General features: G+C 41.7%; 15 protein-coding genes. 14 read left to right on the forward strand and 1 reads right to left on the reverse strand.

The window, feature by feature from the left end:
* Positions 1 to 6: 6 nt before the first annotated feature.
* The 8 genes from ACSR9O_RS07370 to ACSR9O_RS07405 all read left to right on the forward strand — a co-directional run bounded on the left by ACSR9O_RS07370 (position 7) and on the right by ACSR9O_RS07405 (position 7,841).
* Entirely contained in the window at positions 7 to 465 is a 459-nt protein-coding gene (locus tag ACSR9O_RS07370) for a MaoC family dehydratase N-terminal domain-containing protein (protein ID WP_063593500.1), read from the forward strand.
* A gap of 76 nt (positions 466 to 541) precedes the next feature.
* Positions 542 to 958, forward strand: a complete 417-nt coding sequence (locus ACSR9O_RS07375; protein WP_230176324.1) for a MaoC/PaaZ C-terminal domain-containing protein — start codon at positions 542 to 544, stop codon at positions 956 to 958.
* A 35-nt stretch (positions 959 to 993) separates the two neighbouring features.
* Positions 994 to 2,157, forward strand: a complete 1,164-nt coding sequence (locus ACSR9O_RS07380) for a thiolase C-terminal domain-containing protein (protein WP_230176323.1) — start codon at positions 994 to 996, stop codon at positions 2,155 to 2,157.
* A gap of 11 nt (positions 2,158 to 2,168) precedes the next feature.
* Entirely contained in the window at positions 2,169 to 2,585 is a 417-nt protein-coding gene (locus ACSR9O_RS07385; protein WP_063593503.1) for a Zn-ribbon domain-containing OB-fold protein, read from the forward strand.
* A 37-nt stretch (positions 2,586 to 2,622) separates the two neighbouring features.
* Positions 2,623 to 3,819 carry an acyl-CoA dehydrogenase family protein gene (locus ACSR9O_RS07390; protein ID WP_491724221.1) on the forward strand — a complete coding sequence of 399 codons (1,197 nt, stop codon included), beginning with the start codon at positions 2,623 to 2,625 and terminating at the stop codon, positions 3,817 to 3,819.
* 14 nt (positions 3,820 to 3,833) lie between these two features.
* Positions 3,834 to 4,976, forward strand: coding sequence for an acyl-CoA dehydrogenase family protein (locus tag ACSR9O_RS07395; RefSeq protein WP_427671462.1), 1,143 nt, complete (start codon positions 3,834 to 3,836; stop codon positions 4,974 to 4,976).
* Between the two features lie 55 nt (positions 4,977 to 5,031).
* A complete protein-coding gene (locus ACSR9O_RS07400; RefSeq protein ID WP_230176321.1) occupies positions 5,032 to 6,507 on the forward strand; it encodes an aldehyde dehydrogenase family protein in 1,476 nt (491 codons plus the stop codon).
* Between the two features lie 56 nt (positions 6,508 to 6,563).
* On the forward strand, positions 6,564 to 7,841 hold the full coding sequence (locus ACSR9O_RS07405; RefSeq protein ID WP_101222088.1) for an MFS transporter: 1,278 nt from the start codon (positions 6,564 to 6,566) through the stop codon (positions 7,839 to 7,841).
* Positions 7,842 to 7,955: 114 nt separating this feature from the next.
* Here ACSR9O_RS07405 and ACSR9O_RS07410 read toward each other — a convergent pair whose 3' ends face one another.
* A complete protein-coding gene (locus ACSR9O_RS07410) occupies positions 7,956 to 8,687 on the reverse strand; it encodes a hypothetical protein (RefSeq protein WP_491724222.1) in 732 nt (243 codons plus the stop codon).
* A 164-nt stretch (positions 8,688 to 8,851) separates the two neighbouring features.
* On the opposite strand from ACSR9O_RS07410, the gene ACSR9O_RS07415 reads away from it, so the two are divergent.
* From ACSR9O_RS07415 to ACSR9O_RS07440, 6 genes are all read left to right on the forward strand, one after another.
* Positions 8,852 to 9,736 carry a hypothetical protein gene (locus ACSR9O_RS07415; RefSeq protein WP_101222090.1) on the forward strand — a complete coding sequence of 295 codons (885 nt, stop codon included), beginning with the start codon at positions 8,852 to 8,854 and terminating at the stop codon, positions 9,734 to 9,736.
* Between the two features lie 277 nt (positions 9,737 to 10,013).
* Entirely contained in the window at positions 10,014 to 11,633 is a 1,620-nt protein-coding gene (locus ACSR9O_RS07420; protein ID WP_101222091.1) for an amidohydrolase, read from the forward strand.
* Positions 11,634 to 11,738: 105 nt separating this feature from the next.
* Positions 11,739 to 12,971: a Zn-dependent hydrolase gene (locus ACSR9O_RS07425; protein WP_230176319.1), complete on the forward strand. Its 1,233-nt coding sequence runs from the start codon at positions 11,739 to 11,741 to the stop codon at positions 12,969 to 12,971.
* A gap of 135 nt (positions 12,972 to 13,106) precedes the next feature.
* The gene (locus ACSR9O_RS07430; protein ID WP_095393819.1) at positions 13,107 to 13,307 is read left to right on the forward strand and encodes a DUF3311 domain-containing protein; all 201 of its coding nucleotides are present in this window, start codon (positions 13,107 to 13,109) and stop codon (positions 13,305 to 13,307) included.
* A complete protein-coding gene (locus tag ACSR9O_RS07435) occupies positions 13,304 to 14,788 on the forward strand; it encodes a sodium:solute symporter family protein (protein WP_101222093.1) in 1,485 nt (494 codons plus the stop codon). The genes ACSR9O_RS07430 and ACSR9O_RS07435 overlap by 4 nt, the downstream gene beginning before the upstream one ends.
* Positions 14,789 to 14,846: 58 nt before the next feature.
* Positions 14,847 to 15,713, forward strand: coding sequence for a carbon-nitrogen hydrolase family protein (locus ACSR9O_RS07440; RefSeq protein ID WP_230176318.1), 867 nt, complete (start codon positions 14,847 to 14,849; stop codon positions 15,711 to 15,713).
* Positions 15,714 to 15,717 lie beyond the last annotated feature (4 nt).

Genomic DNA, 15,717 nt, shown 5'->3' on the forward strand with positions numbered 1-15,717 from the left:
GAGCAAATGGAACTTGATCATTTGACCGGATTAACAGGAGCTGAATTTATATTTGAAGTCGAAAAGAGGCATATCCGCCAATTTGCTGAGGCAATTGGTGATTTTAATCCCTTATATGTGGATGAAGAATATGCTGCGAAAACTTCATATGGTGGCATTATAGCACCGCCAACCTTCCCGATTGCCATTGGTCAGGATAGCGGCGAAAGCCTTGACTTGGGCCTCGAACAAAAGAGAATGCTGCATGGTGAACAGGAGTTTATTTATTCCCGCCCCATTAGGCCAGGTGATAGATTGCATTGTCAGATGAAAGTATCAAATGTATACGAACGGGAAGGAAGAAAAGGAAAGATGCAGTTCTTGGTACTTGATACAGAAATGAAAGATGAGTCAGGTGAAATGGTGGTCATAAGCCGAACAAATATCATCTATCGGCCCATTAGGAGTGATCACGCTCCTGTCTGAAAAAACATGATGATATTTAATGGCATTAAAGTATCAATATCAAATTCCAGCAAACTGAAAACAGGAGGAATCAGGGATGTTGAACTATGAAAGTTTACATGAAGGTCAAAGACTTGAATCTCTCTTCAAGCCACCTGTAACCAAGGTACAACTTGTTAAATATGCCGGAGCTTCAGGGGATTTTAATCCATTACATACCGATGATGCATTCGCACAAGAGATTGGCATGCAGGGTGTGATTGCTCATGGAATGCTTGTAATGGGCTTTCTCGGTGAATATGTAATGAAACTGGCTGGTGATCAAGCTGTACCGGCAAATTTTAAAATGAGATTTGGTGCTGTAACCGTACCAGGAGATCGGATCACGTGTTCTGCTTTCGTTAAAAATTTGTATGAAGAAAGAGGTCAACGCTTTGTAAGGCTCTACGTTATTGCAGAAAAGGAACCAGAACAAGTTGTCGGTACAGGTGAAGTGGTTTTACGGATTAAATAAAGGTTACAAGTTATCAAATAGTAGGAGGGTTTATTATGGAAAGCATTAAAAATCGCTATGCCATTGTCGGTGTAGGGGAAAGTGAGCGTTCTAAGAATTCCGGTACAACCCCGTTACATTTGGCGTTGGACGCTGCTCGAGCTGCATTGAATGATGCTGGGCTTCAAGCGAAAGATATTGATGGGTTCATGAGCTATTCGGAAAACGATTCTTGTACATCTCATCAATTAGCAACATATTTAGGGGTCCGTCCCAAATATGTTAAGGATATTTTGGGCGGGGGAAGCAGTACCGAAATGCTGATAGCTGACGCTGTTGGATTAATCGAATCAGGTCAATTGAATACGGTGTTGATTTATCGTTCCATGAATGGACGCTCAGGCGTAAGGATGGGCGGAGGCGGATGGGATGTAAATATGCTTCAAACAGCCATAGAAGGCGGAAGCTTCATCATTCCTTACGGTGCTGGCAGTCCGGCTCAGTGGTTCGGACTTTTTGCGACGCGACATATGCATGAAACCGGGCTGACAGAGGAACATCTTGGGCATGTCTGTTTAGCTTTTTACGAACATGCTCAAAGGAATCCTAAAGCATACTTTTATGGTAAACCATTAACGATGGAGGAATATCTTAAAACGCCCTATTTAAGCTATCCATTTAAAAAACATGATTTCTGCCTGGAATCCGATGAAGCAAATGCAATCATTGTCACTTCAGCAGAACGTGCTGAAGGATGCAAGTCCAGACCGGTATACATCATGGGTTTATCTGCTAGGCAGTGTGTGTCCCATGCACATTATTGGAATGATTTAACCGAAGTGGCTGCTGACTATGTCGCGCCTGAAGTATATAAAATGGCTGGAGTGAAACCTGAAGATATTGACGTTGCATCCATATATGACTGTTATAGCTGGGTTGTACTTCGGCAGTTGGAGGCTTATGGATTTGCACCGCGCGGAGAGGTCGGTGACTTTGTAGCCGAAGGAAACTTGCGGATCGGCGGGAAATTACCTTCGAATACAGCAGGAGGAATGCTATCGGAAGGATATACACATGGAATGAATAACGTATTGGAAATCGTACGTCAAATTCGTCACGAATACAAAGGAACCGATCGGCAAGTGGAAAATTGTGAAATCGGAATCTGTACTGGCTGGGCTGGACCGGATATGGCCGGTGCCATGATTTTAAGAAATTAGGAGGGAACAAAATGGAATACCAAAAACCTATTCCGCTAAAAACACAGGATAATAGTCCATATTGGGATGGCGCAGATCGTCATGAACTGATTCTTCAAAAATGCAATTGCTGTCATCAATATTCCCATCCTCCCGGTCCGAGCTGTGCAAAATGTGGCAGTTCGGAACTTAGCTGGGAAAGCCAAGGCAGCGATATTAACGGTAAAGTCTATTCATATATCGTTTCCTATCGGCCCTTCTTACCTGGATTCCAGGATGATTTACCGCTTGTAATTGCCATAGTCGAATTAGATACTCTGCCCCAGGTCAAGTTAATCGGAAATATTCTGCATTGTTCACCAGAAGATATTGAAATGGGTATGCCAGTTAAGATGGTTTGGAAGGAAATTACGGATGAACGGTCACTGCCGCAATGGATTCAGTCATAGAAGTGTAATTTGCAAGCATTAAAGGAGGAAGATATCTATGGATTTTTCGTTTACAACCAAGGAAGAAGAATTCCGTCTTGAATTGAGAGCGTGGCTTAAAGGAAATTTACCTGAAGGTTGGCATGAAGGAACCAGTAATGTTTCAAAAGATGAAAGAGAGTATGCCGTTTTCCTCAGGAATTGGCAAAGGAAATTATATGAAGGAGGCTGGGCAGCGATTGCCTGGCCAAAAAAATATGGCGGACGAGAAGCGACGTTGATGGAGGAAATAGTTTATCAACAGGAAATGGTTAGAGTAAAGGCTCCGGCGCTTGTGAATTATGTAGGCATCCATATGGTGGGACCCACTCTAATGCAGATTGGAACGGACGAACAAAAAGCAAAATATATCCAAAAAATTCTCACAGGGGAGGAAGTATGGTGTCAAGGATATTCCGAACCGAATGCTGGATCCGATTTATCCGCCATTCAAACAAGCGCCGTAAAGGACGGAGATCGGTGGATCATTAATGGTCAGAAGGTTTGGACAAGCTTTGGCCACTTAGCTGATCGATGCTTTTTACTGGCTCGGACGAATCGTTTTGATAAAAAGCATAAAGGGATAACGGTTTTCCTATTGGATATGAATCAGCCGGGGGTGGAAACAAGGCCCATCATTCAAATGGATGGTCAGCATGATTTTAATGAAGTCTATCTGAATGATGCGATTGCATACGATGCTGAAATAGTTGGGGAGGTAGATGAAGGCTGGAAAGTTACGATTGCATTGCTTATGCATGAAAGAACGGGAATCGGAGCACAAGTTTTTACATTGGAGCAACAATTTAATGAACTTGTAGGGTTAGCTAAAGAATTGAAGGAAGATGAAGAGCCATTGATGGACAATCCGCTTGTTCGTCATACAATGGTAGATTTATATACTCGCTCACGCGGTTCACTTTTGAACTATTATCGTAATTTAACTAAGACATTAAAAAATGGTCATCCTGGTGCAGAAGGTTCGATGGATAAATTGATGGTAAGTGAACTTACTAAAGAGCTGTTGTCCCAATCCATTTCATTACAAGGACATAAGGGTATTCTGTGGAAAGAAGATGCAATCACCTCCAACTCATATTGGCAGGATAATTATCTTTATTCTTTTGGACAAACAATTGGAGGTGGAACGAGCGAAATTCAAAAGAACACTATTGGGGAAAGAATTCTAGGTCTACCAAAAGATATGGGGCGTTAAGTTGAAAAGGGGGAATGAAGGTGGATTTTTCTTTAAATCAAGAACAAGAAATGTTCCGCGGATATGTCCGGAAATATTTAGATGGTGCCGGGCAAACAAAAACGGCCCGTGCATACATAGAGGGTGAAACTGGATCTCTAAGGGCCTTATTTTCGGGGCTTGCCGAATTAGGATGTACAAGCATTAATATATCGGAAGATTACGGGGGAATGGGCTTAGGTCACCTTGATTTAATACCTGTACTTGAAGAAACCGGCCGTTCTTTATTCCCGGGTTTATACTTAGAAACCAATGCACTAGCTGTGCCATTATTAGAGAAATTCGGTACTGAAGAACAAAAAGGTAGGTATTTAGCAGAAATTTCGGCTGGTACAAAAACATTCTCGCTAGCTTGGTTAGAACCAGGTGGGAGTTACGGTCCTTCTGGTATCAACCTGGAGGCAAAATCCCTAAACGGTCAGTTGATATTAAGCGGAGTGAAAACAATGGTTCCCGATGCTGAGTTGGCTGATCATTATATAGTGTTAGTCCGCACAGGCAAAGGTAACCGAAATGAAGGGATTACATTACTTATCGTCGATCGAAATGAAACGAATTTGACGCTTGAAAGCCAGAAAAACATTGACGAAACCCGACAATTGGCAGCATTGGCCTTCAATGATGTTGAAATTCCAATGGATCAGGTACTTGGATCGATGCATCAAGGGTGGGATGCCATCCAAGAAGGATTACTCTCTTTCAATGCGGCTCTCTCGGCAGTAATAGTCGGGTGTATGGAGAAAGTGGTGGAAATGGCAGCAGAGTATGCGAAGATTCGTGAACAGTTTGGTCAGCCGATAGGGAGATTCCAAGCGATTAAACATAGGATCGTCGATATGAAAATGGATCTCGAAACAGCCAGATCTTTAGCTTATTATGCTAACTGGGCATTGGAAAGCGGTGCAGAAGATCGAGTTCAAGCCATATCCTGTGCACGAATATTTGCCACGAAAGCATTCATACGTATTTCGTCAGACAATATTCAAATTCATGGTGGAATCGGGTTTACAGAGGAAATTGATTGTCACCTTTTTGTTAAGCGTGCAAGGTTCTATGAGAATTATTTAGGAAGCACTGAACAATATTACAAACAGGCCGCTACGGCATTAGGTTGGTAGAAAAGCAGAAGGGGTTACATTCATGTCTTACTAAGCCGAAGGGTGGAGATGAAGGTTGGAAATTTCATATAAAGTGAAAGAGTACAAGAATATGATTAATGGCGATCTGGTTCCCGCTTCTTCCGGGAAGCGGATTGAGAGCTACGATCCGTCAACAGGCAGGGTTTGGGCAACCATTCCTTGCAGTATGGCTCAAGATGCTGAAGCGGCGGTAGAAGCAGCCCGGAGCGCTTTTGCCGATTGGTCTTCGAGACCAGCTATGGACCGGGCTGCTTACCTGAGGAAAATAGGTGACTTGGTCGTAAAGCATGGTGAAGAGCTAGCTGAGTTGGAATCGAGAGACAATGGTTGGGTGATCTGGGAAACGAGCCACGGCCTCATTCCCAGTTTAGCAAGCCTTTGGTATGATGCAGCAGGTGCTACAGCTATTGGAAGTAAGGGAGATACCGTCCAATTGGGACCTTCAAGTGTAGGTTATTCATTGAGGGAACCTCTAGGGGTAGTAGTAGGAATCCTTCCATGGAACTCACCGCTTTTCACTTTTACCATTAAAGCGGCTTATGCGATTGCGGCAGGAAATGCTGTCATTATCAAACCATCTGAATTGGCTTCTGTCGCTTCATTACGATACGGAGACCTGATTAATGAAATCCTCCCGCCAGGAATCCTCAATGTCGTATCAGGAACTGGAGCGGAAGTGGGAGATACTCTAGTAAGCCATCCAGATGTGAACAAAATCAGTCTGACCGGTTCTGGAGGAACGGCAAGGGCGATAGCACAATCGACCGCACGAAATCCTAAGCCCATGATTTTGGAACTTGGCGGGAAATCGCCAAACATAGTCTTTGCGGATGCAAACCTTGAAAAAGCAGCACAAGGGGTGACAAACTTTGGGATATTTAGCGGCAACGCAGGCCAACTATGTGTAGGCGGATCGAGGATTCTAATTCAAAGGTCCATATTCGATGAAATGATCATTAGGATGAAAGAAGTGATGGAACAGCAAATTCAACTGGGTGATCCAATGAATCCAGCCATTTCAATGGGACCGATCGCTAACGCTGCTCAATATGAAAAAGTCCTCTCATATATAGAATTAGGCCAAAAGGAAGGAGGGGAAATCATCATCGGTGGCCGTCATGGAGGTGTAAGCCTATTACCTGATGAACCCAAATTAGCTGACGGCTATTGGGTTGAGCCAACATTGATCAAGGTCAATAGTAATTCTCTCCGTATCTGTCAAGAAGAAATCTTCGGTCCGGTAGCGACCGTTATCCCCTTTGATACGGAAGAGGAAGCCATTACCATAGCCAATGACAGTGATTTTGGTTTAGGAGCTGGAGTATGGACTTCGAATTTGGATCGGGCACACCGTATGGTCCGCAAACTGGAATCGGGTAATGTGTGGGTGAACTTGTTTCGCAGGGTGGGGCCTGAACTCCCATTTGGAGGCCAAAAAAGCAGTGGATTTGGAACGGATACCATTCTTGAATATACCCGTGAAAAGACCGTTTATATGGAAATAGGATGATTTCTTATGAGATTAGCAGGGAATTTGCTGTAAATAGTGGACTGGGGGTTCTGTAAATGGCACAAGATTCTAAAGGCATTTTTTATGGATGGTATGTAGTGTTGTGTGGCTTTTTCATCATGTTCGCCGGTTTCTCGATAATAAATTCCCTGCACAGTTTGTTCATGGTCCCGGTTACAGAGGATTTAGGAATAAGCAGAACCACTTTTTCCATTGCACTTTCCATTGCTGGCCTTGGAGTGGCCGTTGCTTCTCCGATCATGGGTAAATTACTCACTAAAGGGAATATGAAATTGATCATGTCAATTTGCGTAGTAATGGCCGGAGCAGGATTCATGTCATACTCGCTTGCAAACTCAGCTGTATATTTTAGTATCATTGGCTTTGTAATTGGCATCTGTGTTGCAGGCTTTTCCAATATTCCCATATCAATCATGTTAACCAATTGGTTTTATGAGAAAAAAGGGAAGGCCATGGGTTTGGCATTTGCGGGATCTGGAATTGGGGCAGCGGTACTCAGTCCGATCATTACAAAATTAATCTCAAATTATGGTTGGAGAACGGCCTACGTAATAGCAGGGATACTGATAATTGTCTTAACATTACCCTTGGTTCTTCTATTTGCAAAGAAAAGTCCCGCAGAAAAGGGCCTTGTTCCATTGGGCTCTGACAAAATGGAAATGGCCGAAACTAATGTGGAATCTGAACAGAATGGCTTAACGATGGGGGAAGCAAAGAAGACAGCAATGTTTTGGATTTTCGTACTTGGAATCGTTTGTTTTGCATTAGTCGCTGGCGGGGTGCAAATGCATATCCCGGCATACTTGATCGATATAGGGCATCCAGCCATATTTGCTGGCACCATTTTTGGAATACTATCTTTGGCAAATACGGTTGGGAAATTGATTTTAGGAGCTGTTTTGGATAAGTACGGTACGGCAGGCGGCGCCATTTATGTAGGCGCCTGCATGACGATTGCTATGGCAGCGCTATTGTTAGCGAAGACACAGGCATTCGCATTCTTATTCGCCATCGCCTTTGGCTTTAGCATTGTGATATCCACTCTTGGGCCTCCCTTCATGACAAATGATATCTTTGGAAAGAAGGACTTCGGCTCCATCTTTGGCATAGTGCAAGTTTTTTTTGTGGCGGCAGGCTCATTGGGTGTGATCGTTTCGGGTGTAATCTATGATTTGACAGAAAGTTACCGTGCAGCATGGATCTTCTTTCTTTGTTTATTCATCTTCAGTATGGTTTGTGTACTAGCGGCAAATAGCATGAAAAAAAAGACGATCAGAAGAATCAAAAATATTTCCGACCAAAAAATTGGATAATTTGACAGGGCTAAAAGTCATATGGAAGGGTTTGTTTTCCATTAAACAAAACAGGATAAAGAGCGGCAGGCTGGATTGCTGCTCTTTACCTTACTGTTAAACTATATGATTGTTTTAAAATTTTTCACTCCATTCCTCATCTTCAAGCGGCACACCATTAGTACTGATATATTCTACAATCATGTTTCCATGTTTAAGGACTCTATCGTTTTTTAAGGCATTGATGACTGCGGTAAAACGGTCTTCATCTGCGTCCTGTTTCTTACGTGAAAGGGTAATCCGTATGGTTGGGGAAACATCATAATCTATATAGCTGGCCGGTATATTCGGATCAATCTTCAATTCTTTCCCGACACCCTCATCAAACACCAAGAGTAATTGATTATAATCGCCTATTTCTTCTTGAATCTCCTCCCAATCTTCATTCTCTGTAATATCTCCCAGTTCCTTGGATATCAACACGTCACCTAGTTCTTTTTCAACATAAGGCCGGATTTCTTTTTCTGCATCATCTTGCCATTTTTCAGATAGGAATGTATCCTCCATTTCCCCTGTTTCATCATTGAAGAAAACTAGAAATTGAGTCCCATATTTTTCATGTTTCACTTTAGCTGCGTATTCAAAATGGCCCCAGTTTCCCATATTATCGTATAAGACATCATATATTTCGGTTCCTTCATCAAAAGTTTTCTCTAAATATCGTTCAGCTTGATCCCGGACTTTCTTTTCTTCATCAGGATCTGCTTTCATACTTTGTGTGAATGAAAACATAAGAAGCATCACACCGGACAAGATGATTAAAAAAACACCTAGTAAAGCCAGTAAAATCTTTTTTGTTTTACTCAAGGAACACCCTCCTGTTATCTCTGCTATTTCTCAATAATTCCCATATTATTCTAACATTTTTACCGCTTATTTTACTATGCGAAATCTAAATTACCTTACCTCCAAAATATCGGGATACTTTGTTACAATATTTAAATGGTTAATACCCAAAGGGGGAGATCAACTTGGAAACCTATCAAAGAAAAATGAATCATAATCGGGATGAATACAGAAAGTTGCGTTGGAAACAGCATCGTCTACAAGTTACAGGTTTATTCGATGCCGTATTTTCGAAAAAAGCGTTCGTTGATAAAGTGGCTATCGTTGGTGCAGGCAATTGCGATGATTTGGATTTAGAATATCTGGCAACTAAGTGCAACTCCATATATCTATTTGATATTGATATGGAAAGTATGGAAAAGGGTACGGCGAATTTGCCTGAACGTACCCGTGAGAAAATTCAACTTGTTGCAATCGATGTAACAGGCCTCGATAAAGTGGATTTTGATCGCCACCTATCTTCCATGCTGAATCGTGGTGAAACGGCAAAGGGAATTATTCAATATTTAAAGGATACCGAGAATCGGTTAGGTCAGCTTTCTGAAAGGGTTTTTGCTAATTATTATAATGATTTTGATATCGTGGCAACTTCCGCCATTTATACCCAACTATTTTATAATTGGGCCAAGGAACTGCTTTCTGATCATGCAAACCACTATCAGAATAAAGACGCAGAAGAGCTGAAAAATGGAATTTTAGATTTAAGGGATGAAATCGTTCGTACAATGAATCACTCTATATCTAAATGTGCCAAGCAAAAAGGATTCTGTATTACATGGTCTGATATCTTAAAAATCGAACCTGAGTATATGGATACCATTAATGAAGGGCTGAATGCCATCTTTGCATTGGCCTCGAACGTGGGATACGGGGCAGCATTGATAGGGGTAAAAACGTTTATTGAAAAAGTGGAAAAAAGTGAATTAAGCCTTCGATACTGGACATGGGATTTTAATGCTAACAAACAGTATTTGACCATTGGCATTATCGGGAGATTGAATGGGTTGTAAATTGAAAAATGGAGGGATAGATAGGCATATCAGCAGCTATCTATCCTTTTTTTTGTCCTTTAGGCGACTGGGCCAGCAAACCATTGGAAATAAGACATAATTATATAAAAGGTATAAAAAAACAATTGAATTTTTGACTATTTGTCTAATGATTTCACTAACTGGTGTGGATATAATGAATCTATTAAAAACAGAATATTCCGATATGTGAAAGTGGAAGGCAGTAAATGATGATGAAGTGGTAATGAGTATGACCAATAAGGAAGGGGTGTGTTGTTTGAAAGCAGATATTGTGTTCATAAATGGCGAGGTCATAACCGTAAATCAAAAAAATGAAGTAGCAGAAGCCCTTGCTATTAAAGGTGATCGTATCTTGGCAGTCGGAACGAATCAGGAAATCAAGGTATTTATCGGTGATGAAACAAATGTGATTGATTTGCAGGGAAAGTCATTACTACCTGGATTTATAGATTCTCATATTCATCTTATATTGTACGGTGTCAATCAATTGGCAGTAAGTTGTAAAGCTGAGCATATCAAATCGGTAGAAGATCTGTTAGTCGATCTGAAGAAGCAAGCTTCGACAATCCCTAAAGGTGAATGGATTCGTGCCTGGGGCTTCAATGAGACTGCTGTGAAAGAAAAACGTTATCCTACAATAGCGGAATTGGATGCTATTTCAACGGACCATCCCATTATTGTAACCCGTACATGCAGCCATATTAGTGTGGTGAATAGCAGGGCGTTAGAGATTGCCGGAATAGATGAGAACTCAGAGAATCCAACTGGAGGGATCATAGAAAAGGATAGGAAGGGAAGAATTACAGGCAAACTCATTGAAACAGCAAATATGATAATGGCCGACAGAGCAAGTTATTCTGAGAGTGAACTGTTGAAAGCAGTGAAAATAGCATCTGAGCATTTCATAGCAGCAGGCATAACAAGCATTCATGAAGCAGGTGCCCATGGTCCTGAAAGTTTCCGTTTAATGCAGCAGGCCATAAAAAATAAGGATATTCGTGTCCGAATCTATGCGATGGTCGGTTCATTGAATAATTCCCATGAATTTGTAAATAAAATGGTGGATTCGGGAGTCATAACCGGAACTGGGGACGAAAGATTCAAAATCGGACCAGCTAAATTGTTTACGGATGGCAGCAGTACCGGACCGACAATTGCTACCCGTAAGCCCTATTCGAGTGATCCAGGTTATTCCGGAATTCTTTATTATAAAGAAGAGGAAATCTATCAAGTATTAGGTCAAGCACATAAAAAAGGCTATCAGATCACAGTCCATGCCCAAGGAGACAAAGCGATAGAGATGTATTTAAATTGCGTGGAAAAGGCTTTGAATGAATCGCCAAGAAAAGATCATAGACATAGGATCGAGCATGCCGGAATATCTTCTCCAGATTTACAAATGAGGATGAAAGAACTTGAAATCATCCCAATCCCCAACCCCCCATTTCCTTATGAATTCGGTGATATATATATTGAACATTACGGTAATAGGGTCAACCACATGTACGCCGCCCGTGATTTTATTGATAATGGAATCTTGGCCGCAGGCGGTTCCGATGCTCCGGTTACTGATCACGACCCTTTATTAGGCATACACGTTGCAGTTAATAGAACAAGCAGGTCAGGTACGAAAATAGGTACGGTTCAATCGATTAGCGTATTGGAAGCCATTAAACTATACACTTGGAATGGCGCGTTTGCGAGTTTCGATGAAGATGTCAAAGGCAGCCTGGAGGCAGGTAAGCTGGCCGATCTAGTAGTATTGAATGATAGTATATTGAAAGTGGATTCCCAAAATATCAAGGATTTGAAAGTTGAATCAACGATTCTGAATGGGGAGATTCTTTATCATAGGGAAACATTGGTAGAAATATAATCTAGCGTAACTACTCTAAAACAACAAGACCTTCACTTTCATTTTTTTGGCTTAAGCGAACGTAAGTGGGATTTAGCAAGTTATTAAAAAAGGGGGATATACGCTATGAAAAAGCAAAAATTATTAATTAATGGTGAGAGGCTGAGTCGAACGCTTGAGAAATTTGCTGATTTTGGACGAACAGAAAACAACGGAGTCACAAGGCTATCCCTTTCCGAAGAAGATCGATTAGTCCGTGATTACTTTTGCGCTTGCTGTAAAGAATTGGGTATGACAATTAAGGTTGATGATATGGGGAATATTTACGCTACTTTGGCGGGACTTGAAAATAAACCTCCTATTGTAATGGGATCACATATGGATACAGTAAAAAAAGGCGGTCGGTTTGATGGTATCTTGGGTGTAGCTGCTGGCTTGGAAGTCGTTCGGACTCTGGTCGAAAATAATATCCAACCTAAAATTCCGGTAATGATCGTCAATTTTACGAACGAAGAGGGAGCCAGATTCGAGCCTTCCATGATGTCGTCGGGAGTTCTTTCAGGTAAATTCGAAAAATCCATCATGCTGCAAAAGACGGATAGTGAAGGAACCACTTTCAAGAGTGCTTTGAATGCCATTGGATATGCAGGGGATATAGAGTCTCGTTTAAAAGAAGCGACTGCATTTCTAGAGTTGCATATTGAACAAGGGCCCATTCTTGAACGTGAATCTCTCACGATCGGTGTCGTTGAATGTGTCCTTGGTATGGTGTGCTATGAGATAGAAGTTACAGGCGAATCCGATCATGCAGGAACCACCCCAATGAATATGAGAAAAGATGCTTTCTTCACTGCGAATAGCTTGATTATGGAGGCTCGTCAGAAGCTAGGCATGCTTGATGACGATTTGGTTTTCACGATGGGCAGGGTGAATGTGTTTCCCAATATCCATACGGTGATCCCTAATAAAGTGGTTTTTTCGCTAGAGGCAAGACATAAGGATTCCAAAGTCATCGAAAAGGTGGAGGAAGTCATTAAAAGCCTTATAACTACAGGTTCAGAAGACGGCTGCGACATCCAAGCGAAAAAATTGTGGGACAGGGATACCGTTTGGTTCGACAAATCCATTTGCAATTTGCTTGAGCAATCGACCAATTATCTAGACCTACCCTATAAAAGAATGGTAAGCGGTGCAGGACATGATGCACAGTTTATAGCTAGTTATATACCTACTGCCATGGTTTTCGTTCCAAGCATCAACGGTAAAAGTCATTGTGAAGAGGAACTTACTAGTTGGGAAGATTGTGAAAAAGGCGTCAATGTAATACTGGAAACGGTCCTGGCCATCCAGTCATCTTAAGACGAAAATATGGTCGATTGTAAGCAGGTAATGAAAGTAAACAAAGGGTGCTTCAAACCATCAGTTCAGTATGAAAGTCAGCTTGACTGATGGTGATGCATCCGTGTAAGGAACCTAAATGGGGGAGGGTATAATTTGGATGCTATTAAGCTATTGCTTTTTGTTCCGTTTATAGGGTTTTTAGGTTTATTGCCCTACGCAAATAAAATAGAACCGTACATATTGGGGATGCCTTTTTTGTTATTTTGGGTTGCATTTTGGATGGTGATGGCATCGATTATCTTAATGATTGTCTATAAGTTCGATCCTGATAATAAAGGGAGTGATTCTGAATGAATATCTCATTACTCATCATTTCCATCTTCTTGGTTCTAGCACTTTATTTAGGGATAAAAGCAAGAAAAGGAAAGGATATGGACATGGAGCAATTTGCCGTAGGAGGCAGGGGCTTCGGTACATTCTTCATTTTTCTGCTGATAGCAGGTGAAATTTATACAACTTTTACATTCCTGGGCGGAAGTGGGTGGGCTTACTCGAAAGGTGCCGCTGCTTATTATGTTCCCGCCTATATATTCTTAGCCTACGTCCTATCATATTGGCTCGTTCCTAAAATATGGAGATATTCAAAACGTCATTCCATTATCTCTCAGCCAGAGTATTTTGCGGCTAAATATAAAAGCAGGTCAATGGGAATGATCGTTGCTGTGTTGGGAAGCTTAGCCCTCGTGCCGTACATAGTCATACAGCTCAAAGGATTAGGTATCATTGTTTCCGAAGCGTCTTACGGAGCAATTTCACCAGTTGCTGCAAGTGTCATCGGTGCTGTAGTTGTAACTACCTATGTGATGATCTCAGGCATTCATGGTTCAGCATGGACAGCCATACTGAAAGATTTCATGATTTTGGTTGTCGTTATCTTTTTAGGGATTTACATTCCATTTCATTATTTCGGAGGCATACAGCCAATGTTCGAGACCGTGCAGGCTGCTAAACCGGAAATGTTGGTTTTGGCAGATCAGGGATTGAGTCAGTCCTGGTTTGTGTCCACCGTTTTGCTGAATGCACTAGGATTTTATTTGCTGCCACAAACATTCATGGTCGTTTTATCGTCTAATGGAGAAAGAACCCTTCGCAAAAATGCGATTGCTTTACCGTTATACACATTGTTATTGCTTTTCGTTTTTTTCATTGGGTTTACAGCCATCATGGAAATCCCGGGTTTGCAAGGAGCTGATGGGGATCTCTCACTTTTAAGGCTGGCGATCCAAACATTCGATCCATGGGTGATTGGGGTTATCGGAGCTGCAGGTTTATTGACGGCACTTGTACCGGCTTCAGTCATGCTAATGGCTGCATCGGTAGGTCTGACAAATAGCTTTTATAAAGTTCTGGTTCCCGCTGCAACTGAAACACATCAATTGATTGTCTCAAGAATCATTATTATTGGTATCTCAATCATTGCTTTAATTGTAACGGTAACGGGCGGCGAGGCTTTGGCCATCTTGAATATCATGTCATACAGTTTAATTACCCAACTGGCACCTTCCTTGTTTTGCAGCTTGCCAAAAACAAATATTATCAATAAGTATGGTGCAATGGCAGGAATATTGGCAGGCGTCCTGATTGTTTTATATGCGACAATTGCAGATGTGAAGGTTGCTACATTCCTGCCGGATACCCCACATGTAATTAATGATATCAGTACAGGCGTCATAGCTTTATTGATTAATATACTAGTAACATTCATTGTAAGTGCACTGACTAAACATATCTCTATGCAACAGACCGAAATGAATGATCTGGATAAGATATCCTGATTTCTTTTAAACAAGACTAATCGAAGTACGGATAAAAGCATGATTTGGGAGGGCTTTTGTGAAAATTAAAATAACGGCTTGTCAATTTCGTGTAGAAAAGGTGTCAACCTTCAATGAATTTCAGGAACAAGTAGAAGAGTTGATTACCCAAGTTCCCGAAAACTCGGATTATATCATTTTTCCTGAACTGTTAACCATAGGGTTATCAGCGGCCTTTGGAGAACAGGATGCTTCGTCCCTTACCAGGATTGATGAATATACCAATCAATACAAAGATCTTTTCAGGTCACTCTCAAGAAAAAGAAAACAGGTCATCATTGCCGGCACGCATCTGGAACGACGCGAAAAGGAATACTTCAATATTGCATACATTTTTGATAAAGACGGATCAGTCGGTGAGCATAAAAAAACTCATATCTTTCCCGCTGAAGCAAATTGGCATACTTCTGAAGGTGATGATTTGGAAGTTTATTCCGTGGGTCCGGTTAAGATAGGGATAGCGGTATGTTATGAAGCGGAGATACCTGAAATTTCAAGGATTTTATCAGTGAATGGGGCCGACATCATTTTTTGCCCATCATACACATTTACAGAGGCTGGTTTTTGGCGAGTTCGCCATTGCGCTCATGCGCGTGCAATCGAGAATCAGGTATATTTTGTTCATTGCCCCACTGTTGGAGAACCAGGGGCACCCCTGCCGAACGGGTATGGCAGCGCCAGTATTCTTAGCCCCTGTGATAGCGCTTGGCCAGCAAATGGAATAGTAGCCGAGGCGGTAATGAATGAACATACGATCATAACCGGTACAGTCGATATGGACGAGCTTTATGAGAATCGAAAAAGTGGTGCAGCAACCACTTTCGAGGATCGCAATCGCCGAAAAGAGTTGTATGCGAAATATAAGCCGTATGAAGGGCTGAAATGATCTG

Source organism: Peribacillus sp. B65, from assembly GCF_058513295.1.